Annotated in this window: 25 protein-coding genes and 1 riboswitch; of the genes, 16 read left to right on the top strand and 9 right to left on the bottom strand. The window is 39.7% G+C overall.

Annotation, left to right across the window (positions count from 1 at the left end; all coding sequences use genetic code 11):
- Positions 1-4: 4 nt before the first annotated feature.
- The 10 genes from QP437_RS01060 (at position 5) to rplS (ending at position 8,603) form a co-directional block, all read left to right on the top strand.
- Complete coding sequence (locus QP437_RS01060) at positions 5-1,924, top strand: BCCT family transporter (protein WP_285266645.1); 1,920 nt, start codon at positions 5-7, stop codon at positions 1,922-1,924.
- 165 nt (positions 1,925-2,089) lie between these two features.
- Positions 2,090-2,320 (top strand): twin-arginine translocase TatA/TatE family subunit, encoded by a 231-nt coding sequence (gene tatA, locus QP437_RS01055; RefSeq protein WP_005697873.1) that lies wholly within the window; start codon positions 2,090-2,092, stop codon positions 2,318-2,320.
- Between the two features lie 2 nt (positions 2,321-2,322).
- Positions 2,323-2,928, top strand: a complete 606-nt coding sequence (tatB, locus tag QP437_RS01050; protein WP_197544861.1) for a Sec-independent protein translocase protein TatB — start codon at positions 2,323-2,325, stop codon at positions 2,926-2,928.
- Between the two features lie 9 nt (positions 2,929-2,937).
- Positions 2,938-3,732, top strand: a complete 795-nt coding sequence (tatC, locus tag QP437_RS01045) for a twin-arginine translocase subunit TatC (protein ID WP_285266644.1) — start codon at positions 2,938-2,940, stop codon at positions 3,730-3,732.
- Positions 3,733-3,790: 58 nt separating this feature from the next.
- Entirely contained in the window at positions 3,791-4,813 is a 1,023-nt protein-coding gene (gene hemB / locus QP437_RS01040) for a porphobilinogen synthase (protein WP_285266643.1), read from the top strand.
- 231 nt (positions 4,814-5,044) lie between these two features.
- A complete protein-coding gene (gene gdhA, locus QP437_RS01035; RefSeq protein WP_285266642.1) occupies positions 5,045-6,394 on the top strand; it encodes an NADP-specific glutamate dehydrogenase in 1,350 nt (449 codons plus the stop codon).
- 226 nt (positions 6,395-6,620) lie between these two features.
- Positions 6,621-6,866, top strand: a complete 246-nt coding sequence (gene rpsP / locus QP437_RS01030) for a 30S ribosomal protein S16 (protein ID WP_005697005.1) — start codon at positions 6,621-6,623, stop codon at positions 6,864-6,866.
- A gap of 44 nt (positions 6,867-6,910) precedes the next feature.
- The gene (rimM, locus tag QP437_RS01025) at positions 6,911-7,438 is read left to right on the top strand and encodes a ribosome maturation factor RimM (RefSeq protein WP_065244522.1); all 528 of its coding nucleotides are present in this window, start codon (positions 6,911-6,913) and stop codon (positions 7,436-7,438) included.
- A gap of 37 nt (positions 7,439-7,475) precedes the next feature.
- Positions 7,476-8,216: a tRNA (guanosine(37)-N1)-methyltransferase TrmD gene (gene trmD / locus QP437_RS01020; RefSeq protein ID WP_285266641.1), complete on the top strand. Its 741-nt coding sequence runs from the start codon at positions 7,476-7,478 to the stop codon at positions 8,214-8,216.
- A 36-nt stretch (positions 8,217-8,252) separates the two neighbouring features.
- Entirely contained in the window at positions 8,253-8,603 is a 351-nt protein-coding gene (gene rplS, locus QP437_RS01015) for a 50S ribosomal protein L19 (protein ID WP_014064141.1), read from the top strand.
- A 60-nt stretch (positions 8,604-8,663) separates the two neighbouring features.
- Here rplS and rho read toward each other — a convergent pair whose 3' ends face one another.
- Entirely contained in the window at positions 8,664-9,926 is a 1,263-nt protein-coding gene (rho, locus tag QP437_RS01010; protein ID WP_014064140.1) for a transcription termination factor Rho, read from the bottom strand.
- 231 nt (positions 9,927-10,157) lie between these two features.
- On the opposite strand from rho, the gene argH reads away from it, so the two are divergent.
- A complete protein-coding gene (gene argH / locus QP437_RS01005) occupies positions 10,158-11,531 on the top strand; it encodes an argininosuccinate lyase (RefSeq protein ID WP_285266640.1) in 1,374 nt (457 codons plus the stop codon).
- Between the two features lie 59 nt (positions 11,532-11,590).
- Here argH and QP437_RS01000 read toward each other — a convergent pair whose 3' ends face one another.
- Genes QP437_RS01000 through serB form a run of 3 tightly spaced genes read right to left on the bottom strand, consistent with a single transcriptional unit; the run spans position 11,591 to position 13,528 of the window.
- Positions 11,591-12,067, bottom strand: coding sequence for a hypothetical protein (locus tag QP437_RS01000; RefSeq protein ID WP_285266639.1), 477 nt, complete (start codon positions 12,065-12,067; stop codon positions 11,591-11,593).
- A 4-nt stretch (positions 12,068-12,071) separates the two neighbouring features.
- A complete protein-coding gene (locus tag QP437_RS00995; protein ID WP_005695407.1) occupies positions 12,072-12,563 on the bottom strand; it encodes a YajQ family cyclic di-GMP-binding protein in 492 nt (163 codons plus the stop codon).
- Positions 12,564-12,583: 20 nt separating this feature from the next.
- A complete protein-coding gene (gene serB / locus QP437_RS00990) occupies positions 12,584-13,528 on the bottom strand; it encodes a phosphoserine phosphatase (protein WP_285266638.1) in 945 nt (314 codons plus the stop codon).
- Between the two features lie 68 nt (positions 13,529-13,596).
- On the opposite strand from serB, the gene QP437_RS00985 reads away from it, so the two are divergent.
- From QP437_RS00985 to raiA, 4 genes are all read left to right on the top strand, one after another.
- Positions 13,597-14,274 (top strand): YtjB family periplasmic protein, encoded by a 678-nt coding sequence (locus tag QP437_RS00985; RefSeq protein ID WP_041918191.1) that lies wholly within the window; start codon positions 13,597-13,599, stop codon positions 14,272-14,274.
- An 85-nt stretch (positions 14,275-14,359) separates the two neighbouring features.
- Complete coding sequence (gene tkt / locus QP437_RS00980) at positions 14,360-16,357, top strand: transketolase (RefSeq protein WP_285266637.1); 1,998 nt, start codon at positions 14,360-14,362, stop codon at positions 16,355-16,357.
- 303 nt (positions 16,358-16,660) lie between these two features.
- Positions 16,661-16,782, top strand: a riboswitch (glycine riboswitch).
- Between the two features lie 88 nt (positions 16,783-16,870).
- Complete coding sequence (locus tag QP437_RS00975; RefSeq protein WP_285266636.1) at positions 16,871-18,241, top strand: sodium:alanine symporter family protein; 1,371 nt, start codon at positions 16,871-16,873, stop codon at positions 18,239-18,241.
- Between the two features lie 241 nt (positions 18,242-18,482).
- Complete coding sequence (raiA, locus tag QP437_RS00970; protein WP_014064133.1) at positions 18,483-18,806, top strand: ribosome-associated translation inhibitor RaiA; 324 nt, start codon at positions 18,483-18,485, stop codon at positions 18,804-18,806.
- 64 nt (positions 18,807-18,870) lie between these two features.
- Here the strand turns inward: raiA and QP437_RS00965 are convergent, their stop codons facing one another.
- Positions 18,871-21,165 (bottom strand): TonB-dependent hemoglobin/transferrin/lactoferrin family receptor, encoded by a 2,295-nt coding sequence (locus tag QP437_RS00965; protein WP_285266635.1) that lies wholly within the window; start codon positions 21,163-21,165, stop codon positions 18,871-18,873.
- A 148-nt stretch (positions 21,166-21,313) separates the two neighbouring features.
- On the opposite strand from QP437_RS00965, the gene QP437_RS00960 reads away from it, so the two are divergent.
- Positions 21,314-22,336, top strand: coding sequence for a transferrin-binding protein-like solute binding protein (locus tag QP437_RS00960; RefSeq protein ID WP_054419881.1), 1,023 nt, complete (start codon positions 21,314-21,316; stop codon positions 22,334-22,336).
- Between the two features lie 48 nt (positions 22,337-22,384).
- Here QP437_RS00960 and QP437_RS00955 read toward each other — a convergent pair whose 3' ends face one another.
- From QP437_RS00955 to nlpI, 4 genes are all read right to left on the bottom strand, one after another.
- Positions 22,385-22,528 (bottom strand): hypothetical protein, encoded by a 144-nt coding sequence (locus QP437_RS00955; RefSeq protein WP_172621994.1) that lies wholly within the window; start codon positions 22,526-22,528, stop codon positions 22,385-22,387.
- A 55-nt stretch (positions 22,529-22,583) separates the two neighbouring features.
- The gene (mltF, locus tag QP437_RS00950) at positions 22,584-23,978 is read right to left on the bottom strand and encodes a membrane-bound lytic murein transglycosylase MltF (RefSeq protein ID WP_285266634.1); all 1,395 of its coding nucleotides are present in this window, start codon (positions 23,976-23,978) and stop codon (positions 22,584-22,586) included.
- A 95-nt stretch (positions 23,979-24,073) separates the two neighbouring features.
- A complete protein-coding gene (locus tag QP437_RS00945; RefSeq protein ID WP_285266633.1) occupies positions 24,074-25,924 on the bottom strand; it encodes a DEAD/DEAH box helicase in 1,851 nt (616 codons plus the stop codon).
- Positions 25,925-25,999: 75 nt separating this feature from the next.
- Positions 26,000-26,941 carry a lipoprotein NlpI gene (gene nlpI / locus QP437_RS00940; RefSeq protein WP_070776275.1) on the bottom strand — a complete coding sequence of 314 codons (942 nt, stop codon included), beginning with the start codon at positions 26,939-26,941 and terminating at the stop codon, positions 26,000-26,002.
- Positions 26,942-26,990: the final 49 nt, after the last annotated feature.

Genomic DNA, 26,990 nt, shown 5'->3' with positions numbered 1-26,990 from the left:
AAATATGAAGATACAAAATACTTTCAAAGCAAATGTTATTTGGGGCAGTTTAGGTTTTAGTTTAGCGATTATTGCAGCCCTTTTATTTGATACGCAGCAAACGATATCTTATCTTGCTGCGGCGAAAGCCTTTATTTTCTCTCAATTTAGCTGGTTTTATATTTTACTGAGTGCATTTTTTCTGTTCTTTTTACTTTTCTTGGCGTTAGGACGATACGGCGATATTAAACTCGGGAGTGATGAGGAAGAACCAGAGTTTAAATTAGGCTCTTGGATTGCATTACTCTTCACCTCTGGAATTGGTATTGGCATTGTTTTTCTTGGTGTTGCTGAACCGCTTTCACATTTTCTTTCACCAATAGGTGAATATGAGAAAGTTCGAACAGCATTATTTTTTAGTATTTTTCATTGGAGTATCAGTGCTTGGGCTATTTATGGATTAATTGCACTTACGATAGCTTACTTCGGATTTCGCTATAAATTACCCTTTTCTTTACGCTCTTGTTTTTATCCCTTACTAAAAGAAAAGATTAATGGAAAAGTAGGGGATATCATTGATATTCTCGGGATTTGTACCACCTTATTTGGCGTAGTCGCAACCTTAGGTTACAGTGCGATTCGGTTGGCTGCCGCATTCCATTCAATGCATTTATTGGATAACTCACCCTATTTGGTTCCCCTTATTTTAGTGAGTGTTTTTATCATTGCTATCTTAATTTCACTGCAGGGTATCGCCAACGGGTTCCGAATTCTTAGTGAGCTTAATCTAGGCGTTACCTTTCTCTTTATGCTATTGGTTTTGCTATTCGGTCCAACAATATATTTAATTTCGGCTTTTACGGAAAATATTGGTACCTATTTAAGCGGTTTAATTAGAGTCGGCTTCAAGGCTTATGCCTATGATATAGAACATCTAGACTGGTTTATGGATTGGACGGTTTTTTACTGGGCATGGTGGTTTTCATGGGCACCCGGCTTTGGGATTTTTATCGCACGGATTTCTCGCGGACGAACTTTGCGAGAGTTTATTTTCGGCGTATTGATGGTACCAAGTTTATTCTTCGTTTTGTGGTTCACGGTATTTGGTAATGGAGCAATTTGGGTGAATGAGCATCTTGCTAAGGGGGCATTAGGTCGAGCTGTAAATGATGTGGGATCACTTCTTTTTGATTTTTTGAGTTATTTACCCTATTCCGGTTTAACTAAAACGTTAGCTTTATTTATTATCACACTCTTTTTTATTGTAACCATTAACTTTGGTATTTATACGCTTAATAATATCGCAATTGAAGACAAAAGCCAGGTTTCACCTCGTTGGCAATCTATGTTTTGGGGTGGTTTATTGTCAGCTGTTACGTTTGTTCTTTATCTTTTTGGCGGTATTGAAATACTACAATCAACGATGTTGTTTTTCTCTTTGCCTTTTGCTCTGTTGATGTCAGTGATGGCATGGAGTTTGTTAAAAGGTTTACGATTTGAACGTCAATATTATTCCACAGAGGTTTCAGATTTGTGGACAGGTGCAAACTGGCGTAGCCGTTTAAGACAGTTAGTGATTGAACCTAAGCGAGATGACGCCATTTCCCATTTAAAAACAACGGCACTTTTAGCAATGAGAGAGTTACGGCAGTTACTCATTGGTACCTATGGTCTAAATGTGACATTACAGCAACGTTTTGACGTCGATAATAATCAACTGGTCCTTTCTATTGAAAATGGATTAGCAGAAGATTTTTTTTACCAAATTACCTTGTTTGAGAAGCCCGCATCTGAAACAGCACAAGTTCATCATGCATTAATGGTTTCAACCAATATTCAATTGGAAGGTTATCCTTTGAATATCACAAAGGAAGAGGATTTGATCGTGGACATCTTGCAATGTTATGAGCGATACATGAAAGAACTGGATTTTGTTATTTCATAATTCCTGTCTCATGAGCAAACAGAACTGGCTGAATAATAAGAATAAAGTGCGGTTAAAAATCCTCTAAATTTTTGACTGCACTTTTAAAATTACCTCTTGAGACAAATGCATAAAAAGAGTATATTCAGGTCCAAATTTTCAATTTAATTCTAACGGAGTTTTTCTATGTTTGGTTTATCCCCAGCACAAATGATTATTTTATTAGTCGTGATTTTATTAGTATTCGGTACAAAAAAATTACGCAATGCGGGATCTGATCTTGGCGCAGCAGTAAAAGGCTTTAAAAAAGCGATGTCTGATGACGAGCCGAAAAAAGATGCGGAATTTACTCAAATTAAAGACGGTACAAACACCGCTGAAAAAACTGAAACTGTAAAAGATAAAGAACAGGCATAACCGTGTTTGATATTGGTTTTTCCGAACTTGTTTTATTGATGCTTGTGGGCTTAGTAGTACTAGGCCCTAAGCGTTTACCTGTGGCTATTCGCACGGTAATGGGCTGGGTGAAAACGATCCGTGGGTTGGCAGCTAATGTTCAAAATGAATTAAAACAAGAGCTTAAATTGCAAGAATTGCAAGATAGCATTAAGAAAGCGGAACAACTTAATCTAAAACAGCTTTCCCCAGACTTAAGTAAAACCGTTGAAGAGCTGAAAGAACAGGCTCAAAAAATGCGTGCAGAGCTAGAAGAAAAAGCGGCTGCAGCGGGCACAACGGTAGAAGAGCAAATTAAAGAAATTAAAAGTGCGGCTGAAAATTCGGCTGATTCTGCTGAAAAACTCGTGGTGAATTCACAAGAAACGACAGAAAAACCGGCTGAAACAGCATCGATAGAGCATGTAGAGAATGAACTTGCTGAAGTTTCAGAACCTGAAAAAACAGAAGTAGATTTGACCGCACTTGAAGCCCATGAACAAGCTGAATTAACCGAGCGTTTATCTGATTACTATTCGCCGGATGATGTGGAACTGCAACCAGCACCTAAATCTGAAGCTAAGTCCTAGAGAATAATTATGAGCAATACGACGGACGATTCCCAACCGTTAATTACCCATCTTGTTGAACTCAGAAACCGCTTATTACGTTGTGTAATTTGTATTTTAGTGGTTTTTGTGGCGTTGGTTTATTTTTCTAATGATATTTATCATTTTGTTGCCGCACCCTTAACGGCTGTCATGCCAAAGGGCGCAACTATGATTGCAACCAATATCCAAACGCCTTTCTTTACGCCAATTAAATTAACTGCGATTGTATCTGTATTTATTTCGGTGCCTTATTTGCTTTATCAAATTTGGGCATTTGTTGCACCGGCGCTGTATCAACATGAAAAACGTTTAATTTATCCGTTATTATTTTCCAGTACAGTTTTATTCTATTGCGGTGTGGCGTTTGCTTATTATATTGTTTTTCCTTTCGTGTTTAGTTTCTTTACGCAAACTGCACCAGAAGGGGTAGCTATCGCAACAGATATCAGCAGTTACCTTGATTTTGCGCTAGCATTATTCTTGGCTTTCGGTGTGTGCTTTGAAGTCCCTGTTGCGATTATTTTGCTTTGCTGGACAGGTGTCACAACCACGAAAGCATTGGCAGCAAAACGCCCTTATATTGTTGTCGGTGCGTTTTTCGTCGGTATGATCTTAACGCCACCAGACGTGTTCTCTCAAACTTTACTAGCTGTGCCAATGTGCCTTCTCTTTGAATTAGGCTTGTTAGTTGCACGTTTCTATCAACCGAAAGATGATGAAGAAGAGACAACGGATGAAGAAAGTGCGGTAGAAAATCAGGCTGATTTGAATCACAAAGATTAAAAAAAATGGGCGTAGGTGATACGCCCTTTTAACATCATAAAAAAACAGGAATATTATTATGACTCAACAAATTTTAGGCGGTTTCCCAACCCGTCGTCTTCGTCGCTTACGTAAACATGATTTTAGCCGCCGCTTAGTGGCAGAAAATACCTTAACAGCGAATGATTTAATTTATCCGGTATTTATTATTGAAGGCGAAAATCATCGCGAGCCAGTGCCTTCTATGCCTAAAGTTGAGCGTTTAACCATCGATCAATTATTAATTGAAGCAGGTCTTTTGGTGAAATATGGTGTGCCAGTGATCGCATTATTCCCTGTGGTTGAGCAAGATAAAAAATCTTTAATGGCAGATGAAGCGTTTAACCCAAATGGTTTAGTACAGCGTGCAGTAAAAGCATTGAAAGCTGCGTATCCAGAATTAGGCGTATTAACTGACGTGGCGCTTGATCCTTATACCATTCATGGACAAGATGGCATCATTGATGAAGAAGGTTATGTTTTAAACGATATCACGACAGATATTCTGATCAAACAGGCTCTTTCTCATGCTGAAGCGGGTGCAGATGTTGTGGCACCGAGTGATATGATGGATGGTCGTATTGGCCGTATTCGTCAGGCATTGGAAGAGAATGGCTATATCAATACACAAATTATGGCGTACTCAGCGAAATATGCGTCTAATTACTATGGTCCATTCCGTGATGCAGTCGGTTCTGCGGGTAATCTGAAAGGTGGCGATAAGAAAACTTACCAACTTGATCCGGCAAATGGCAATGAAGGCTTGCAAGAAGTTGCACTTGATTTGCAAGAAGGTGCGGATATGGTGATGGTAAAACCAGGTATGCCGTATTTGGATATGGTATATCGCGTGAAAGAGTATTTCGGTGTGCCAACTTTTGCTTACCAAGTTTCTGGCGAATATGCGATGCATATGGCAGCCATTCAAAATGGTTGGTTGAAAGAAAAAGAATGCATTATGGAATCATTGCTTTGCTTTAAACGTGCGGGGGCAGATGGTATCTTGACGTACTTTGCGAAGCAAGTTGCAGAGTGGCTTTACTTAGAAGGTAAAAATAAATAAGGACTTTTTAAATTGAAGTGTTAGCTTAGATGCTGATTTTAGATCTTATCTAATAGAAACGAGAAAATATTAAATATTTTCTCGTTTTTTATTTTTTCTTCATTTTTTCTATAAAAAAACTATTGCTGAATTGATTTTTCCATTGCTATATTGAAGGCACACCGCAAGAAGACGGTGAAATAAAATAATTTTACACACATCATACTCACTCACTACTAGAAGGAAAATCCTATGTCAGCAGTAGCATCCTTAGACGAATTTCTCGAAAAAGTGGCTCAACGTGATGGCCACCAATCTGAGTTTTTACAAGCCGTTCGTGAAGTCTTCACGTCAATCTGGCCTTTCTTGGAAGCAAATCCTAAATACCGTTCAGAAGCCTTATTAGAGCGTTTAGTTGAACCTGAGCGCGCATTTCAGTTCCGTGTGGCGTGGACTGATGATAAAGGTCAAGTTCAAGTAAACCGAGCTTTCCGTATTCAATTCAACAGCGCAATTGGTCCATACAAAGGCGGAATGCGTTTCCATCCATCTGTTAACTTATCGATTTTAAAATTCTTAGGCTTTGAACAGATCTTTAAAAATGCCTTAACCACATTGCCAATGGGCGGTGCGAAAGGCGGCTCAGATTTTGATCCTAAAGGAAAATCAGATGCAGAAGTCATGCGCTTTTGCCAAGCGCTAATGGCAGAACTTTATCGTCATGTTGGACCGGATACCGATGTGCCGGCAGGTGATATCGGTGTAGGTGGTCGAGAGGTAGGCTATCTTGCAGGCTATATGAAAAAATTATCAAACCAAGCTGCTTGTGTGTTTACTGGTCGTGGTCTTTCATTCGGTGGAAGTTTAATTCGTCCTGAAGCGACGGGGTATGGTCTAGTGTATTTCGCACAAGCAATGCTCGCTGAAAAAGGGGATTGCTTCCAAGGTAAAACCGTTTTAGTTTCGGGGTCGGGTAACGTGGCTCAATATGCGATTGAAAAAGCGATGGAGCTCGGTGCGAAAGTGGTGACTTGTTCTGACTCAGCAGGTTATGTGTATTTGCCAGAAGGTTTTGACCGTGAAAAATTAGCCGCTTTATTAGAACTCAAAAACGTAAAACGTGGGCGCGTGAAAGAATTTGCGGAACAGTTTGGTTTACAATATATCGCGGGTAAACGCCCGTGGGAAGTGAAAGCTGATATCGCTCTTCCTTGTGCAACTCAAAACGAATTAGAGATTGCAGACGCTAAAACCTTAATTGCAAATGGCGTGAAATTAGTTGCTGAAGGTGCAAACATGCCAACAACTATCGAAGCAACAGAGGCATTCTTAGAGGCTGGCGTGCTATTTGGCCCAGGCAAGGCAGCAAATGCCGGTGGTGTAGCAACCTCTGGTTTAGAAATGGCACAAAGCTCACAACGTTTGTATTGGACGGCTGAAGAAGTGGATAAACAGCTTCATCGTATCATGTTAGATATTCATGCAAACTGTAAAAAATATGGCACTGTCGCTGGTCAAGCAAACATTAACTATGTAGTGGGTGCAAACGTAGCTGGCTTTGTAAAAGTAGCCGATGCAATGTTGGCACAAGGGGTTTATTAATCCAATAAATGAATAAAAATTTGACCGCACTTTGTGATGAAGTGCGGTCATTTTTTATGGTGAATTTCTCAAGTAGAAGTAGGCTATCGGCTTGCTTTTTTGCTCAAAAAGTGTAAAATCTTCAGGCTTTTTGTCTATATATACAGAGAAAAAAGTAAGCTATATTCTTAAATCACTTTCGAGTTTGAGAATATTCTTTTAGTAATTAAACATTTAGAGGAAGGTTATGGTAACCATTCGTTTATCTCGTGGCGGAGCTAAAAAACGCCCATTTTATCAAATCGTAGTAGCTGACAGTCGTTCACCACGTGACGGTCGTTTCATTGAGCGTGTAGGTTTCTTCAACCCAATTGCACAAGGTAACGCAGAGCGTCTTCGTGTTGATCTTGAGCGTGTAAACCACTGGGTTGCTCAAGGTGCTTCACTTTCAGACCGTGTTGCAACTTTGGTAAAAGAAGCTCAAAAAGCATAATCTCGCTTTTTGATTTAGTTCTTAAACTAAGATAGGTGAAAAATATGGAACAACAACGTATTGAAGTTGTGGGCAAATTAGGCTCAACCTACGGTATCCGTGGGTGGTTACGTATTTATTCATCAACAGAACAAGCTGAAAGCATTTTTGATTATCAACCTTGGTTTTTAAAAATCAAAGGTGAATGGCAGCCAACGGAATTAGAAAACTGGCGTCATCATAATCACGAAATCATCGTTAAATTAAAAGGCGTTGATGATCGTGAAGCCGCACAAATTTTAGCAAATGTTGAAATTGGTGTGGATTTATCTGTATTCCCAGAACTGGAAGAAGGCGATTATTACTGGCACGATTTAATCGGTTGTTCAGTCGTCAACCTAGAAGGTTATACAATGGGAACGGTAACAGAGATGATGGAAACCGGTTCTAATGATGTGTTAGTGGTGAAAGCCAATACCAAGGATGCTTTTGGAAAACAAGAGCGGTTAATTCCATTCTTGTATGAACAAGTAGTTAAAAGAGTCGATCTCACCACGAAAACAATTGAAGTGGATTGGGACGCTGGTTTCTAATCTCAAGTATGCACAAACGTAATGTAGTAGGCTTTTTATGTGGATAGGGGTGATTTCATTATTCCCCGAAATGTTTAAAGCGATTACGGAATTTGGGGTTACAGGTAGAGCCGTAAAACATAATCTTCTGCAAGTGGAATGTTGGAATCCAAGAGATTTTACATTCGATAAGCATAAAACTGTGGATGACCGTCCTTATGGTGGTGGTCCGGGGATGCTGATGATGGTGCAACCTTTACGGGATGCGATTCATGCTGCGAGAGCAGCTGCAGGAGAAGGCGCAAAGGTGATTTACCTTTCGCCACAAGGACGTAAACTCGATCAAGTTGGAGTGACGGAACTTGCTCAAAATCAGAAATTGATTTTAGTATGTGGACGTTACGAAGGTATTGATGAGCGATTGATTCAAACTGAAATCGATGAAGAATGGTCAATCGGGGATTATGTTCTGACCGGTGGAGAATTGCCGGCAATGACATTAATTGATGCTGTTGCGCGTTTTATTCCCGGTGTATTAGGCAAGCAAGCCTCCGCAGAAGAAGATTCTTTTGCAGACGGTTTATTAGATTGCCCGCATTACACCAGACCGGAAGTGTTAGAAGGATTAACTGTACCACCCGTGCTGATGTCGGGACATCACGAAGAAATTCGGAAATGGCGATTAAAACAATCGCTACAAAGAACGTGGCTCCGACGCCCTGAGCTCTTAGAAGGCCTAGCTCTGACTGACGAACAACGTAAACTGTTAAAAGAGGCGCAAGCCGAGCATAACAGTTAGTTTCAGTTACATCTAGGATCAATAAAGGATCAAACAATGTCTAACATTATCAAACAACTTGAACAAGAACAATTAAAACAAAACGTACCTAGCTTCCGCCCAGGTGATACTTTAGAAGTTAAAGTATGGGTAGTTGAAGGTAGCAAACGTCGTTTGCAAGCATTCGAAGGCGTGGTTATTGCAATTCGTAACCGTGGTTTGCACTCAGCATTCACTTTACGTAAAATTTCTAACGGTGTAGGTGTTGAGCGTGTATTCCAAACTCACTCACCAGTTGTAGATTCAATCACTGTTAAACGTAAAGGTGCAGTACGTAAAGCTAAACTTTACTACTTACGTGAACGTTCAGGTAAATCTGCTCGTATTAAAGAGCGTTTGGGCGAATAATTCGCAAAATAAAAAAGGCTTGGTTTTCCAAGCCTTTTTTGTTTTTAAGTGCGGTCAGAATTAAGACCGCTTCATAATTTCAAAAAACTCATCGTTGGTTTTCGCCACCATAAGTTTGTCGATGAGGAATTCCATCGCTTCCACTTCACCCATTGGGTTAAGGATTTTGCGTAAAATCCACATTTTTTGTAATTCATCTGGTGTGGTAAGTAAATCTTCTTTACGCGTACCAGAACGGTTGAAGTCAATTGCTGGGAACACACGTTTTTCTGCAATTTTGCGAGAAAGATGTAATTCCATGTTACCAGTACCTTTAAATTCTTCGAAGATAACCTCATCCATTTTTGAACCAGTATCCACAAGTGCGGTTGCAATAATGGTTAAGCTACCGCCTTCTTCCACGTTACGCGCCGCGCCAAAGAAACGTTTTGGACGATGTAAAGCATTAGCATCCACACCACCAGAAAGAATTTTACCGGATGCTGGTGTCACGGTATTGTAAGCACGTGCTAAACGAGTAATAGAGTCGAGTAAAATCACCACGTCTTTTTTATGCTCAACAGAACGTTTTGCTTTCTCGATAACCATTTCTGCTACTTGAACGTGACGGGTTGCTGGTTCATCAAAGGTAGAGGCAATGACTTCACCTTTTACTGAACGTTGCATTTCAGTTACTTCTTCTGGACGCTCATCAATTAAAAGCACAATAAGTTCACATTCTGGATAATTGTGCGTGATACTTTGTGCAATGTTTTGTAATAACATGGTTTTACCGGCTTTTGGCGGAGCCACGATAAGACCACGTTGGCCTTTACCAATTGGAGACGCTAAATCCAAAATACGAGCGGTTAAATCTTCGGTTGAGCCATTACCACGTTCCATTCTTAAGCGAGAATTCGCGTGTAATGGGGTTAAGTTTTCGAAAAGGATTTTGCTACGAGAGACTTCTGGTTTGTCATCGTTGACTTGGTCGACTTTTAAAAGTGCAAAATAACGTTCGCCTTCTTTTGGTGGACGGATTTTTCCTTCGATTTTATCACCAGTTTGAAGATTGAAACGACGAATTTGACTTGGGGAAACGTAGATGTCATCAGGACCAGCAAGGTAGGAACTGTCTGCGGAGCGTAAGAAACCGAAACCGTCGGGTAAAATCTCCAATACGCCGCCGCCAAAAATGTCTTCACCGCTCTTGGCGTGCTGTTTCAAAATAGCAAAAACAATATCTTGTTTACGTAAACGGGCAAGATTTTCCAAACCCATTTGTTCTTCGCCAAGTTTCACAAGATCAGAAACAGGCGTGTTTTTAAGTTCTGTAAGATGCATAATTAAATAATGTTGGAACTAATAAGAGTTGATAATACTGAATTGTTTGAATGGTGGGCACTGCCCTTAAGAATGTTGCGTAAATTACCACTAAAATGCAGTACTGTCTAGTTTTTGTTAGAAAAAACAGGGTAAAATAGTGGACGATATAGAGATTATCATTGCATATTGATTAATTATGCGTGATAATTGAATAATTAATCATTTTTATAATCGAGATAAGGATAACTTATGGCTCTCTGGGGTGGTCGTTTTACACAAGCGGCAGACAAACGTTTTAAAGATTTTAATGATAGCCTGCGTTTTGATTATCGCTTGGCAGAGCAAGATATTGAAGGTTCAATTGGTTGGTCTAAAGCTTTAGTTAATGTTGGTGTATTAAGTGCTGAAGAGCAACAACAGCTAGAGGTTGCCTTAAATGAATTATTAATCGAAGTGCGGTCAAATCCACAAGCGATTTTACAAGATGATGCAGAAGATATTCATAGCTGGGTGGAAAGTAAGCTCATCGATAAAGTGGGGAATTTAGGTAAAAAATTACACACGGGTCGTAGCCGTAATGACCAAGTTGCACTTGATATTAAAATGTGGTGTAAACAGCGTGTAGTCGAGTTGCAAGAGTCTGTTCGTAATCTTCAGCGCCACTTGGTACAAACTGCTGAAAATACGCAAGATGCGGTGATGCCAGGTTATACCCATTTACAACGTGCACAACCAATCACGTTTGCTCATTGGTGTATGGCTTATGTGGAGATGTTTGAGCGTGATTATTCACGTCTCGCCGATGCTTATAAACGCATGAATAGCTGTCCATTGGGTAGTGGCGCACTAGCGGGGACAGCCTATGCAGTCGATCGTGAACAATTAGCCGCGGATCTTGGTTTTGCTTTTGCGACGCGTAATAGTTTGGATAGTGTCTCTGATCGTGATCATATTGTGGAATTACTTTCAACGGCGTCTTTAAGTATGGCGCACCTTTCTCGCTTTGCAGAAGATATGATCATTTTCAACAGTGGTGAAGCGAATTTTGTCGAATTGTCAGATCGTGTAACTTCAGGCTCATCTTTAATGCCACAAAAGAAAAATCCGGATGCTTGTGAATTGATTCGTGGTAAAGCAGGCCGTGTCATGGGGGCATTAACAGGTATGTTGATGACCTTAAAAGGTTTACCATTAGCGTATAACAAAGATATGCAAGAAGACAAAGAAGGGATCTTTGATGCGTTAGATACCTGGCAAGATTGCGTAGATATGGCAACTTTTGTACTAGATGAATTAAAAGTGAATACCGATCGTACACGCGAAGCAGCCTTAAAAGGTTATTCAAATGCAACAGAGCTAGCGGATTACCTTGTGGCAAAAGGTGTGCCATTCCGTGATTCTCACCATATTGTCGGTGAAACCGTGGTTTATGCCATTGAAAAAGGAAAAGCCTTGGAGGACTTAACCATTTCTGAGTTCCGTCAATTCAGTGATGTGGTAGGGGATGATGTATATGACATTCTTTCACTACAATCTTGTTTAGATAAACGTTGTGCGAAAGGTGGGGTTTCACCACTTCGAGTGGCAGAAGCGATTGCAGAAGCAAAAGCGAGATTAGCTTAATTAGCGCAAATAAAAAGAGCGGTCAAAAAATGTTGTGTTTTTTGACCGCGCTTTCGTTTTTATGGCGTAGGTGGATCCATTAATTCAAGGATTTTATCGGTAGGCTCTTTTATATCGAAACTCGATCCCATTAATAATGAAAAAGTCTCGTCATTTCGTTTGCAAGCAGCATGAGAAATTAGCTTACCTTTCTCATTACGCAAATCGATAGTAACTTGACTGATGCTCGTCTTATCTACTGCTCTTTCTTTTATTATCGTCCACAACTGATTATTTTCTGTTGGTGGAAGAAAAAGAGTCGCTTCTGTGGCATAAGCTTGTAAGTAAGCATTATCTATCGTTTGATCAGCCACATTCACATCGTTTTTCATGTAAGTGAATGTTTTAAGATTATTTAGCGCGACCCAAATCTTTTCACCTTTGGTGGTTTCACATTTTACAACATCAATGACGCTCTCACCGAGATTCATAGCATTCTCATTTGCGAGCGAACATGCTGGAACTGCAGCCAAAAATACCCATAAATATTTTTTCATTAAATTAATCTCTAAAGTTATTAAATTGGAATGGTTGACCTAATTCAGCCCCTTTCACTAATTGAATAACAGCTTGTAAGTCATCACGGGATTTACCAGTTACACGTACTTGTTCACCTTGAATCTGAGTTTGAACTTTGATTTTTGAATCTTTCACTAATTTAGTGATTTTCTTCGCCATCTCTGTTTCAATCCCCTGTTTTAATTTGATTTCTTTGGTGTAAAGTTTACCATGGTGTTCACTTTCTGTTGGAATATCCAACGAGCTATGCTCAATGCCACGTTTTACAAACGCACCAATCAAGATTTCAATTAATTGTTCTAATTGGAAATCTGATTCAGTCGTCACTTTCACCGTTTCGCTTTTTTCATTTAATTCAATGACGGCTTCCACGCCACGGAAATCATAACGTGTACTTAATACGCGGTTTGCATTTTCAACCGCATTACGCACTTCGTGCATAGTAATTTCAGATACGATATCAAAAGATGGCATAAATTTTCTCCCAAAATGAATTAAATTCGATCATTTGCACTTAAAAGACATAAAAGTGCGGTTAAGTCAGCAAAGTTTACCACAATTTGCGCTTGTTGTTGCACCTTCGGTTTGGCATGGAATGCCACTCCTAATCCGGCGACATTCATCATCGCCAAATCATTGGCGCCATCACCAATGGCGAGGGTGTTTTTGCGTGAAATACTGTATTCCTCAGCGAGTTTTTGCAAGGTATTCGCTTTGTATTGTGCATCGACCACGCTACCTTTTACATTACCAGTGAGCGTGCCATCAATAATTTCAAATTGATTAGACGCCGCGAAGTCGAGGTTTAATAAACTTTTTAAATAATCGGCGAAATAGGTAAAGCCACCAGAGGCAATAGCGGTTTTCCAACCATGTTGTTGTAATGTCTTAATGGTTTCAATTAAGCCTGGCATTAACGGTAATTTTTCACGCACCTGTTGCAAAATACTTTCTGGCGCGCCTTTAAGCGTACCCACACGACGACGCAAACTTTGTTCAAAATCGAGCTCGCCACGCATGGCGCTTTCAGTAATGGCAGAAACTAATTCACCCGTGCCAGCCAGTTTAGCGATTTCATCAATACACTCAATTTGAATCGCCGTAGAATCCATATCCATCACCAATAAACCTTTTTCTGATAATTTGGCATCAAAATCCAGTTTTGCGATGTCTAATTGCAGGTTGTGAGCGTGGGCAATAAAATCAGTTAGCCATTCGCCTTTTAAAAGGACAACGGTATTTTTTTCAACGTTCCATGCATCAAAACACAGGAAAGATTGACCGCACTTTTGTTGGAATTCGAGTAATTTGGCTAAATTCAGCGTTGTACCGTATAAAATAAACGCATGCGATTCATCGGAGTGAGGCAAATCAGACGAAAGTGCGGTAGGAAATTGGGGATATTTTTGGGTAATGCTTGCAAGGTTTTGAATTTGCATAGAAAATCCTGTAAATTGTGAATACTCATCTATTCTAGCCGATCTTGGCGAAAAAATGGAAAAACAACGTGCAATTAATTAAAGAAAAACTTCAAAAATCACTGATGTTTGGACTCATCGTTCTGCTTTGTATCGGTGCCATGGCGGTGATTTTGTTTGGCGTGAAACAATTTAAGATTGGTTCACAGCTTTCAAGTGTGAATCAAGTAGCGAATTTATCGCATACTTTGGTTCGTCAGCAAGCCAATTTATTTTCAGTTTTATTAACCAATAATGCGAAATCCGATCAGCTCGTCGAAAATTTAGATAATTTAGTTAAAGAGAATTTTGTGCTCGATGCGACCATTTATGATTATAACGGCAAAGAATTGGCACAAAGTACCAATACCGGTAATCTTCGTGAGCAACTTGGTCTTGAGCATAAAAATGAAGGTGAGTTTTCAACACAACAAATTGTTGAACCGATTTACTCGGCTTCCAATAATGCGGTTCGTGGCTTTTTGCGCGTGACCTTTGACGCCCAATATGCGCAAACGACGCAGAGCAAAATCAATCAAGTTTTTCACCGCTTATATGGTGAAATTGTCGTGGTCTTTTTATTAGGCGCATTATTCGCCAGTTCCATTCATTATTTTTTAAGTCATTATCGTCGAACATATCGAAAACCAGTGGAAACTAAAACGGTGGTCAATTTACAAGGTAAATCGAGTAGCCAACGTTTCCATCAACGTCGTCGAAGAATTTGATCAAGGTAAATAAAATTGCAAATATTGGTTAAGCCAATCAGTAAATAGGGTAGAATACTGAGAATTATTTAGATAGGAGAAAAACATGGCAACTCGTAGACAACTCGCCAACGCAATTCGTGCGCTATCAATGGATGCAGTACAAAAAGCAAAATCAGGCCACCCAGGCGCACCAATGGGAATGGCGGATATCGCTGAGGTATTATGGCGCGATTTCTTAAAACACAATCCAAACAACCCTAAATGGGCTGATCGCGACCGTTTTGTGCTTTCTAACGGCCACGGTTCAATGTTGATTTATAGCTTATTACATTTAACAGGCTACGATCTTTCTATCGAAGATTTAAAACAATTCCGTCAATTACATTCTAAAACCCCAGGCCACCCAGAATATGGTTATGCACCAGGTGTTGAAACCACAACTGGTCCGTTAGGCCAAGGTATCACTAATGCAGTAGGGATGGCGATTGCTGAGAAAACCTTAGCAGGCCAATTTAACCGTGAAGGCCATGAAATTGTCGATCACCACACTTATGTGTTCTTAGGTGATGGCTGTTTAATGGAAGGGATTTCTCACGAAGCTTGCTCTTTAGCAGGCACATTAGGTCTTGGTAAATTAATCGCATTCTACGATGACAACAACATTTCGATTGATGGTCATGTTGATGGTTGGTTCAGCGATGATACGGCAGAACGTTTTGAAGCTTATGGCTGGCAAGTAATCCGTAATGTGGACGGTCACGATGCAGAACAAATTCGTGCTGCAACTATTCTTGCTCAAGCAGAAAAAGAAAAACCAACATTAATTATTTGTAAAACCATCATCGGTTTTGGTTCACCAAATAAATCAGGCTCTCATGATTGTCACGGTGCACCATTAGGTGATGAAGAAATCGCATTAACCCGTAAAGCACTGGGCTGGGAATATGGTCCATTTGAAATTCCGGCTGAGTACTATGCAGAATGGTCTGCGAAAGAAAAAGGCGCTGCAGCAGAAAAATCTTGGGAAGAAAAATTTGCCGCTTATGCAAAAGCATACCCTGAACTTGCAGCAGAATTTACACGTCGTGTAAACGGCGAATTACCAGCAAATTGGGCGGCAGAATCTAAAGCGTTCATTGAAAAATTACAAGCGAATCCTACAAGTATTGCAAGCCGTAAAGCATCACAAAATGCCATTGAAGCTTATGCACATGTGTTACCTGAATTTTTAGGTGGATCCGCAGACTTAGCCAGCTCTAACTTAACGTTATGGAGCGGTTCTAAACCAATTCGTGCCCACGAAAACGTAGGTGGTAACTATATCAACTATGGTGTGCGTGAGTTCGGTATGTCAGCGATTATGAATGGTATTGCTTTACACGGTGGGTTCATTCCTTATGGCGCAACCTTCTTGATGTTCTACGAATATGCACACAATGCGGTGCGTATGGCCGCATTAATGAAACAACGCACTTTATTCGTTTATACTCATGACTCGATTGGTTTAGGCGAAGATGGTCCAACTCACCAACCAGTTGAGCAAACCACCTCATTACGCTTAATTCCAAATCTTGAAACATGGCGTCCATGTGACCAAGTGGAATCAGCCATCGCATGGCAACAAGCGGTTGAGCGTCAAGATGGCCCAAGTGCGTTGATCTTTACCCGTCAAAACTTAGCACAAATGGACCGCACTTCTGCACAATTAGAGGCAGTTAAACGTGGTGCTTATGTGTTAAAAGACTGTGATGGCATACCTGAGTTAATCTTCATTGCGACAGGTTCTGAAGTGGAATTAGCAGTGAAGGCAGCAGAGGTATTGACTGCTGAAGGTAAAAAAGTACGTGTCGTCTCTATGCCAAGCACTAACCGTTTCGACAAACAAGATGCGGCATACCGTGAAAGTGTGTTACCAGCAGCTGTAACCAAACGTGTTGCGGTTGAAGCGGGTATTGCAGACTTCTGGTATAAATACGTTGGCTTTGAAGGTCGCGTGGTAGGCATGAATAGCTTCGGCGAATCAGCACCGGCAGATCAATTATTCAAACTCTTTGGTTTCACCGTGGATAACGTGGTAGCAAAAGCAAAAGAGATTTTATAATAATTAAAATAGATAAAGGCAGGTAATGACCTGCCTTTCTTTTTTAAGAAAGTACGGTCAAAAAATAAGAAAATTTTTGACCGCACTTTGTTTTTATCTGCTTTCACCTTGTTATCTAAGCCTTTTTTCGTCAATCCATTGAGTTAGCTTTTTAAGTTTGTTAAAATTCTCAGCACTTTTTGCAATAAGAATAAAACGTAAAAAGTGAGTTCGGAAGAAGGTAGCTGGAGAGTAGGGAATTGCCCCTACGCCGACGAGGTAAAATCTTTCAGGCGCAATCGCAAGATTGCAGGGACTGTTACTGGACGAACCCTTGGAGAGATCCATTGCATTTTATTGATGTAAATGGACGCCGAAGGCGCAAAAGAGCGGTCGATTTTTCGATTGTTTTCCAAACGCTCAGGCAAAAGGACAGGGGCAAAAGACAATCGGTATTATCAAAAATATTTCTATCGGGATTCTTCTTGTCTCCTTGTCGAGTTTATTTGTATTTTAAACGACGAGGAATCATCAATGTCATTACTGACAACCTTATCTGCTATTAGCAGCTTTGTATGGGGACCGCCCCTACTTATTCTATTGTCCGGAACCGGACTTTATCTCACCCTTCGTTTAGGTTTCTTACAAATTCGTTATTTGCCTCGTGCATTGGGCTATTTATTTGCGCGTGGTGCGAATAAAGGCAAGGGAGATGTGTCTTCTTTTGCGGCACTTTGCACGGCATTAGCGGCAACTATTGGTACAGGGAACATTGTTGGTGTTGCTACCGCCGTGCAAGCGGGCGGACCTGGAGCGATTTTTTGGATGTGGCTAGTTGCATTATTAGGCATGGCAACTAAATACGCTGAATGTTTACTTGCCGTGAAATATCGTGTGCGAGATAAATACGGTTTTATGGCGGGTGGACCGATGTACTACATCGAACGCGGTCTTGGTATTAAATGGCTAGCCAAATTATTTGCGCTCTTTGGAGTCTTGGTGGCCTTTTTCGGTATTGGTACCTTCCCTCAAATAAATGCCATTACGCATGCGATGCAAGACACATTCAATGTACCCGTTATTATTACGGCAACAGTGGTGACCGTATTGGTCGCTATGATTATTCTCGGTGGTGTAAGACGTATTGCGACAGCTTCTTCAGTGATTGTGCCTTTTATGGCAATCGGCTATGTGGCGACCTCAATTATCATCTTAATCGTTAATTACGACAAATTGCCTGCTGCAATTGCATTAATTATTCAGAGTGCGTTTAACCCACAAGCGGTTTTAGGCGGTGCAGTTGGTTTTACCGTGATGAAAGCGATTCAATCGGGTGTGGCACGCGGTATTTTCTCAAATGAATCCGGTTTAGGGAGTGCGCCTATTGCTGCTGCAGCGGCGCAAACGAAAGAGCCCGTTCGCCAAGGTTTAATTTCGATGACAGGGACATTTTTAGATACCATCATCGTATGTACGATGACTGGCTTAGTTCTTGTGATTACGGGAGCATGGAGTAATCCTGAGCTTTCTGGTGCAAGTGTTACCAACTACGCTTTTGCACAGGGCTTAGGCATATCAATCGGTGCAACTATTGTAACCGTTGGTTTATTATTCTTTGCTTTTACCACAATTTTAGGTTGGTGTTACTATGGTGAGCGTTGTTTTCTTTACTTAGTTGGTATCCGTGGTATTAAATTGTATCGCTTCGTATTTATTGTTTTGGTTGGAGCAGGCTCATTCCTCACCTTAGATTTAATCTGGATTTTAGCGGATATCGTGAATGGTTTAATGGCCTTCCCGAACTTGATAGCATTAATTGGTTTGCGTAAAGAAATTATTTCAGAAACTAAGGATTACTTCGAACGTTTAAAAGCGACGCAACATGATCAAGATGAATTAGCCTAATTTATCTCATAAAAAGAAAAGGGAAGCCGAGTGCTTCCCTTTGTTGTTTACAGCTTTACATCATAACAAGTTTACACAGAAAGAAAATCATATTTTTTCAGAAATTAGATCCCGATCATATTTTTGAACATTTGTTTTTTTATTTACCTAAAAGCACTTGAAAAAGTGGTTCAAGGTCGATATGTTGTCATTAAAGATGAACTGAACCGAAGGGTTCATTTAACCAAAAGAGGTAAATGCTATGACACTCAATATCACAAGCAAACAAATGGAAATCACCCCTGCAATCCGTGAACATGTGGAGGGAAGACTTGCAAAATTAGAGAAATGGCACACTCAACTGATTAGCCCGCACTTTGTTTTAAGTAAAGTGCCAAACGGCTTTTCTGTAGAGGCTTCAATTGGAACCCCGTTAGGTAATCTGTTAGCCAGTGCAACAGCAGAGGATATGTATAAAGCGATCAATGAAGTTGAAGAAAAATTAGAACGTCAATTAAACAAACTTCAACATAAAGGTGAATCCCGTCGAGCAGATGAACGTTTGAAAGATTCTTTTGAAAAATAAGGGATAATGAATAAATAAAAGGGCGAACATGATGTTCGCCCTTTTTTATTAAGGAAATAATGAGTTAAAAACGAATTTCAACAGATGCTGCGAAATTACGCCCAGGCGCATAAAAACGCTCTAAACCTTTCCCTTCTTTATCAACTGAATCAGTAGTACTTATTTTGTTAATGCCACGTAGGGTATCCCAGGTGTGATATTTGCGATTAAATAAGTTATAAAGTCCTGCTCGTAGTGTGATATTTTTATTTACTTTATAGAAACCATATAGATCGAATAAGACAGCTGAATTATTGAGATAAGGGTAGCTTTTGACTTCTCTTTCAAAATTAGCCGTGTACTGTACTATTTGGGCATCTTTAGCTTTCTTCGCACCAAGGTAACTAGCTTTCGCATTAATTCCCCAAAGGTCATTTGGATCTTCGTAGCCGATACCTAAAATCACTTTAATTGGCTGAATAGAAAGTAAGCTTGCTTCAGTGCCACTCAATTTTCCTTTGGCATAACCGAGATTAGCTAAGAATTTCCAACCTTGTGGAATGGCCGAAGAAACTTGTTCCAAGTTAACTTTGCTGGTGAATTCCACGCCTGAAATTCTAGCGCGATCAATATTTACTGCTTGTTGTGCGATAGTTGTGTAATAAGGTAACTGTCCATAGCCAGCACTATATGGATCATAGAATTGATTCCGCTTTTTATAGGTTGATTCCTGTTCATAGAGGAAGTTTTTATAACGAGTATGATACAGATTTAGACCGAATGAACCTAATTGGTGTTCTGCTTGAAGATGAATAGATTGATTAAGAGCCTGTTCAGCTTCTAAATCAGGATTCGCTAGCCAGTTACCCGCTGCATGGTTATAAGTAAAATACATCTCTGAGGCTGTTGGAATACGGAAACCAGTAGAAATGTTATAACCAATTTTCCAAATATCATTAAGTTGAGCATCTAATCCTAATGAACCACTGACACTTTGGAATGTATTTGATGGGGGAGTGCTACTACAAGCGCGACAGGTTGCATTTAAATCTTGTGGCACCAATTCATCCCAATCATAACGAATACCAAGTTGGCTAGAAAAAATGTCATTCCAAGTTACGTTATCTTGTAACTGAGTGAAGAATGAACGTGTTCTTACTGGATGTTGAATAGATTCGCTATCTTTTGCACTAGATCCATCGGCATTTATATTTAGATATTCATGATTATTGCGGTTATCAAAATCTTTTTGTGAAATACCGGTTTTTATAGTGAATTGATGGCTACCAAAACGACTTTCCCACGGCTGAAAATCAGCGCGTAACGATCCACGTATAAATCGAGTATTCATGTGTGTATCTTGGATTTCATATAAACGTTTTTCCGATGGTTTGCTAAAATCAGCATTATAATTATGCCCACCTTTGTAGTTATTTGAACCAACATTCGTTTTTTGCCAATCAAAGTCAGTTTTCACATAACTTAACCACCGATTATTTTCCGGAAAATATTCATAGGCAACGTTAGCATTATAACGTTTACCAATATCTTCAGATTCGCGCCAGATGCCTGATAGTTGGTAAGATTTTTCATCAACAAAATTATCGGCCTTTTGCCCATTAAATGAAGCACTTACACGATGAGATGGCGTAATAAAGTAGCCAATTTTCGCTAAATAACTGTTATTTTTATGATGTGCAGGATCTGGGATGCCGCGAGCATTACCAAAAATATCTTCGCCGTTACCACTACTTTTCATTTCATGTCCGTTACGGCGAGAATAGAGTAGCGTTGCATCAAATTTGTCATCTCTATAAGCTACACCTAAGGTGTGTGTCCATTCTCGATTTTTACTTGCGTAACCATTTTTAAGCAATACGCCCCATTTTTGATTTGGTAGAATAATATCCTCTGCACCAAGAGTGCGATAGTTTACTGAACCTCCCAATGATCCACTTCCTGCATTGAAAGAGTCTGAACCTCGCATAATGTCAATGCCTTGCACTAATTCAGGGTCAATACTTAATCGTGAGCTATTGAAATTACCATAGCGAGCATAAAGTGAGTTTTCTTCAGATTCAGGTAAATTAACCCCATCAACACTAATACCAACGCGGTTGCCTTCTACGCCTCTCATTGCAAAGCCTTTATTGCGACGACCATTATCGCTAATGCCTACATCAGTTGCATAACGCACTAAGTCATAATTATCAGCCACTAATTCTTCTTGAATGACCTTACGAGTTTTTTTAATTTGACTCGCTTTGATTTCAGTATCAGTTACCGTGATGGTATCTAATGTTGTTTGTTCTTCTGCGTAAGCTTGTAAAGCTACCGCTACACAAATTGCACCTAAAGAAAGAGGAAATTTAAGAGCCATATATTCACCTAAAATTTAATTTGATTTATAAACTTTGGAGTGAATTTTACAAAAGTTAAAGAATTTTGACAATGCTATTGCAAATTATTTTCATTTTCTGTAAATTGTGCACATCTATTTATAAAACATAAACAATAAGGATTCTCCTATGAGTAAAATTAAACTTTCAATCATTGCTCTTTCTTGTGTTATGGCATTAAGTGCTTGTTCTTCTAGCTCGAAAGGTGGTACGGATAATACTGATCAAATTCGCCAACTCGAAAGCGATTTAAATCAAAAAATAGCTGAGTTATCTAAGAAAGCAGAAAGCAACGCTTCAAAATCAAGTACTAACAGTACTCAAAGTCTAGGTAGTCAAAATCAAACTAGCCAAAGTAGTCAAAATCAAACTAGCCAAACTGGAACAAAGGGATCATACACATATACATCATCTTCAGACACAGATGCAAAACTAAAAGAACTTGAAAAATTACTTGCGGATGAAAAATCTAAAGTTTCATTAGGCGATAAAATTTTTGGTGGGACTAGTGGTGAGATGACAGATTATATTTCAGGTGGAGTGCTAGTTGGAGAGAAAAATGATGCTTCCCGCCCACAAGCACGAGATATCCGTGATCTGACGATCACTGATAAAAATGGTCAATTAGTGGATATCAATATTTTAAGAAGAGCAGGAGATATGGATCCTGAGAGTTATGAGCCATACGACGATCAATATAACCTTCGTAAAGAACGTCAAACGATTTTAAGTAATAGTAATTTTAAATCTAGCGCATTTGGTGCCTATTACGACACATTAACAGGTAATCGATATTTCTTTGCGCAAGGCTTACCAACAGCTGTAAGTCAAATTCCAACCGCGGGTCAAGTGGAGTATAAAGGTGGTGCTGTTTATAAGAAAGATGGTGAGCAAAATTACAGTGAACTAAGCCAGATGACAGCAACAGCAGATTTTGCTACAAAAGTGATTGATATCAATATTGCAGGAAAAACAAATGCTTTACCAGGAATGAACTTTGGCGGTAAGATCTCTGGTAACAGTTTTGCCGGAAATGCGAATGGTATTAAAACCCAAGGTGGTTTCTTTGGTGAAAATGCACAAGAAATGACAGGTCTATTCATTAACGAAGCAGACCAAGCTCGTGGTGCATTTGGTGGTATTAAGCAATAATATCTAGTAATCAATAGTAAAAAGGCGAACATGATGTTCGCCTTTTTATTAGATATCTTGAATCACAAGTTGTAATGCGTGGCGTTGGAATTGTTGTGCTTTACGGTGTTTAAAACGTCTTAGACGTAAATTACGTGAAGCAGAGATATCTCTTGATGCTTTTTTCTTTAAAAAAGTTTTTCTTTTTAACATCTTTTTCTCCTTGTTTTCTTTGAGTTCAATAAAACATTGTTTTTTCTGACCGCACTTACTCTGTTGCAGTCGCTTGGTTTTCTTGAACGCGATGATAATTCACAATACTATTCATGTAACGTCGAATATTTTCGACATATTGGTAGGCCTCATAGCCGCGAGCGTAGCCATATTTTAAGTTTGAATAATGACGTTTTTCCGATAATAGCTGAAGATTATTTTTTACATCTAACCAGTTATCAGGATTGCCGCCTAATTTTTTAGTTAGGCGACGAGCATCTAAAATATGCCCTAACCCCATATTGTATGCCGCTAAAGAATACCAAATTCGATCTTCTTCTGGAATACTGTTAGGCATTTGGTCGAGTAGCCAATGCAGATATTCGGAGCCTGCCTTAATACTTTGTTCGGCATCCGTACGATTGTTAATATTCATACGTGCAGCCGTATCTTTGGTTAACATCATCATCCCACGCACACCGGTTGGAGAGGTCGCATAAGGGTCCCAATGCGATTCTTGATAGGCTACAGCGGCTAATAATCGCCAGTCTAAATTCCCTTTATATTTTTCAAAGAGCGGTTGATATTGAGGAAGAATTTTTTCAACTGCCTCTAAATAAGCCTGAGTATCTACATAGTCAAAGGCAGTAATATGGCGGAAATATTTTTCCTCAATACGATCAATTAATCCTGTTTCAATGGCATTATTCATAAAATCTAACAAGCCTGCTTGTAGCTCATTATAGGATTTATTGGAGAGATACCAATGTACGGTCATTTCATCCGTTAGGTCAAATGCGATCGCTAAATTCGGGCGAATTTGTTGTGCTGCAGCCACATCAATACTGTTTGCAATGGTGTAAGGAATTTTCCCTTCAGCTACTTGAATCAATAATTCCTCTTGAGTCAATTGCTTGTTATTCTGCCATTTGAGTGCAGGGAGTTTTTTCTGTGTTTGAGATAATAATTTTTCTAAGTCTTCTCCCGCAGAAATAATAATTTCTTGCTGTACTTGAGCCAAATCTTTCGGGCGATTTTCCCCTTTTTTATACACTAGCTGCCAAGAGGCGGAAGTATAAGAGGGCCCTAACTGAAATTTTTCTGCACGTTGAGGCTGGAACAAAAGATTTGCGGCAGCAATATCAATATTGTTGTTCTCTAATTCGTTAAAAAGTTGATCGTTATTTTCTAAGGTTTTAATTTGTAAGCGAACCCCTAAATAATCAGCAAAGTTTTTTGCTAATTCGTATTCCAAGCCAGATTCGCCCTCATTCCCAATAAAATAGTAAATGGGATTGTTAATGGTGCCGACAATAAGGCTACCGCGATTTTTGATCGCAGTGTAAGGGTTTTGCTCCGATTGCATAATTTTTTGCCAAGGGAACACCATATCCACTGCCCAAAGTAATAATGCAAAGGCAGCAATAATACGTAAAAATAGACCTTTCAATAGATAAACCTTATAAATTGAGATAAGAGACGATTGTAACGAGAATTAAGACAATAAAAAAGCCCCTTTTACTTCAAGGGGCTGTTAAATAAGGATTAACGTTGGCGATCTCGGCGACCACGTTCATTAAAAGTGCGGTCGTTTTTATCGTTAAATTTACGCTGACGACGTTCACCATTACGTTCACCACGGAAGCGATCTTGACCACGATCTCCACGCTCATTACGACGACCATCGCGACGGCCTTTTCCGCCAAAATCGTTACTACCACGTCCGCTGTCTGATTGTGTCGCGCCCATAAAGCTCATTTGCATTTGTTTATTTAAAACGCGAGTTTTAACGAATTGTTGAAGCAATTCTTTTGGCATGCCTTGTGGTAGTTCAACGGTAGAGTAGTCATCATAAAGTTTGATATGGCCAATATAACGACTGTTAATATCACCTTCATTGGCGATAGCGCCCACGATATGACGCACTTCTACACCATCCGCGCGACCCACTTCGATACGATATAAATCCATCGGTTGTGGTGTGCCGTAGCCTTTACGTTCACCACGACGTTCAGCCGAACGAGGATTTTCACGGCGATCACCGCGATCATTACGGTCACGACGGCGTTTATCCATTGGTGGATCCGGTGGAAGGATGAGTTTTTGTTTACCTTGAAGCAACATCAACATGGCTGCAGCAATATCTTCTTGATCCTGATCTGCGGTGAATAAATCTTCCAATAAGCTGCGATACATTTCCAGATCGTGATGTTCCAATTGCTTGGTAATCTTGTCTTGGAATTTTTTACGACGACAGGCTTGCAACACTTCATGATTTGGCAATTCAACTTCATTGATTGGTTTTTTCATCAGGTGTTCGATATTACGAAGTAAACGGCGTTCACGTGGTTCAACGAATAATAATGCACGACCAGAACGACCTGCACGACCAGTACGACCGATACGGTGAACGTAAGATTCTGCATCAAGTGGGATGTCATAGTTCACTACAAGACTGATTCGTTCAATATCGATACCGCGCGCAGCAACATCAGTTGCAACCACAATATCAAGGCTACCATTACGTAAGCGATCTAAGGTTTGCTCACGTAATTGTTGGGTCATATCACCGTTTAAGGCTGCAGCACGGAAACCGTGTTTTTCTAATAATTCAGTCACATCAAGTGTGCCTGTTTTAGTACGGGTAAAAATAATTGCCGCATCAAAATCTTCTACTTCTAAGAAGCGTAATAATGCATCATTTTTACGGAAACCTTGAACATACCAACAATTTTGCTCAATATCAGGCGCATTATCGTTATTTACTTTGATTTTCACTTCTTGCGGATTATTCATGAAGCGTTTTGTGATACGACGAATTGGCTCAGGCATGGTTGCTGAGAAAAGGGCAGTTTGGTGCTCTTCCGGTAATTCAGCCATAACGGTTTCTACATCATCAATAAAGCCCATACGAAGCATTTCATCTGCTTCATCAAGTACGATTGCTTTTAATTCAGATAGATTTAATGTGTTACGACGGATGTGATCCAAAATACGGCCTGGTGTACCTACAACAACTTGTGCACCTTGTTTTAATGCACGTAATTGGATGTCATAACGTTGACCACCATAAAGAGTCACGATGTTGATGCCTTTGGCATATTTCATGAAGTGTTCGCAAGCATCAGCAACTTGAATTGCTAGTTCACGTGTTGGTGCCATCACCAATAATTGTGGATGTTTTGCGGCTGGATCAATTTTAGCCAAAATAGGTAAAGAGAATGCGGCAGTTTTACCACTACCGGTTTGTGCCATACCAAGTACATCTCTGCCTTCTAGAAGAGCAGGAATACAAGCTTGTTGGATTGGCGAAGGTGTTTCAAAACCAAGGTCAGAAACGGCTTTTAGAATGAATTCAGGCAAGCCTAAATCATTAAAAGTGATTTTGTCAGTCATTAAAATACTCGAATGTAAGTAAGGAAAGCTCAATTTAGCTTTCAGGTTTATTTGTTATAAAAGAAGGAGGTAAGTCTAAAAAACAGCTGTTTTTGTGACCGCACTTTTTTCTTCTTTTTCGTCTTCAGTTTGAGCCGGTTTCAATTTCATCAGCTCTAACACGGCAAAACGATACTCAACAAAGTTATACACCTGATTCGCAATAGCAAGTTTGAATAAAGCCGCAGCTTCATCAATTTGCCCCAAATTGAGTTTTTGTTTTGCTAGATAAAAGTAGGTTTCGGTTAATATTTCTGCATATTGTTGCGAGTTTTCTGCAAATTTGGTTGCCCGCTCTTGCAAGTCACTCACGGAAATATTACCTAAATAGTATTGAACGATATTTGTTCCCCAGAAGTCCTTAGATAGCCCTTTAGCTCGTTCAACAAGGTTGGCATGGGCTTCTTGTGGTTTTAATTTTTGTTCGTTCAAATAGAGCCAGAGTACGCGATAGGGATCTTTGGTATCGGCTTCATAAAACTTCATCAAATCGTCTTCAGCAAGATTATAGCGTTCGACGTAATAAAAATTTAAACCACGATTAAGATGGGTATAGTCATAACTTGGGTCCAATTCAAACACCGCATTAAAGGTTTCTAATGCACTGTCGTAATCTTCTTCAAGCAGTAAGTAAAGCCCTAAATAATTGTAAACGGAAGCCATCTTTGGCTGTAACGCGAGGGCTTGTGTAAAGTCATAACGTGCGAGACCCCATAAACCGAGGGAATCGTATAACACGCCACGTTCAAAGTGAAGCGTCGCTCGTTCTTCATTACTCATTTTTCCAACTAATAAAACTTGCCCGATTCGGGTAATCATCACTTCTTGTTCGAAGTGCGTATTCGGCGTTTGATCCGCTAGCACGACTTTATTTGGTGCGACAAACACGTTTCCCGATTGTACACAACCGGAAATAAATAAAATCACACTTAGGCTAGACAACGAAACTAGAAAACGGAATAACCGAAAATACTGCATTGTTTTATAAGTTAGTTTGATAATCAAAATGGGTGTGTAAACTAAATTC

Origin of the sequence: Haemophilus sp. UMB1048 (genome assembly GCF_030218125.1) — a bacterium.
Classification (GTDB): Bacteria; Pseudomonadota; Gammaproteobacteria; order Enterobacterales; family Pasteurellaceae; genus Haemophilus_D.
Note: the sequence above shows the minus strand (reverse complement) of the source record. Positions and strands in the feature narration are given on the sequence as shown.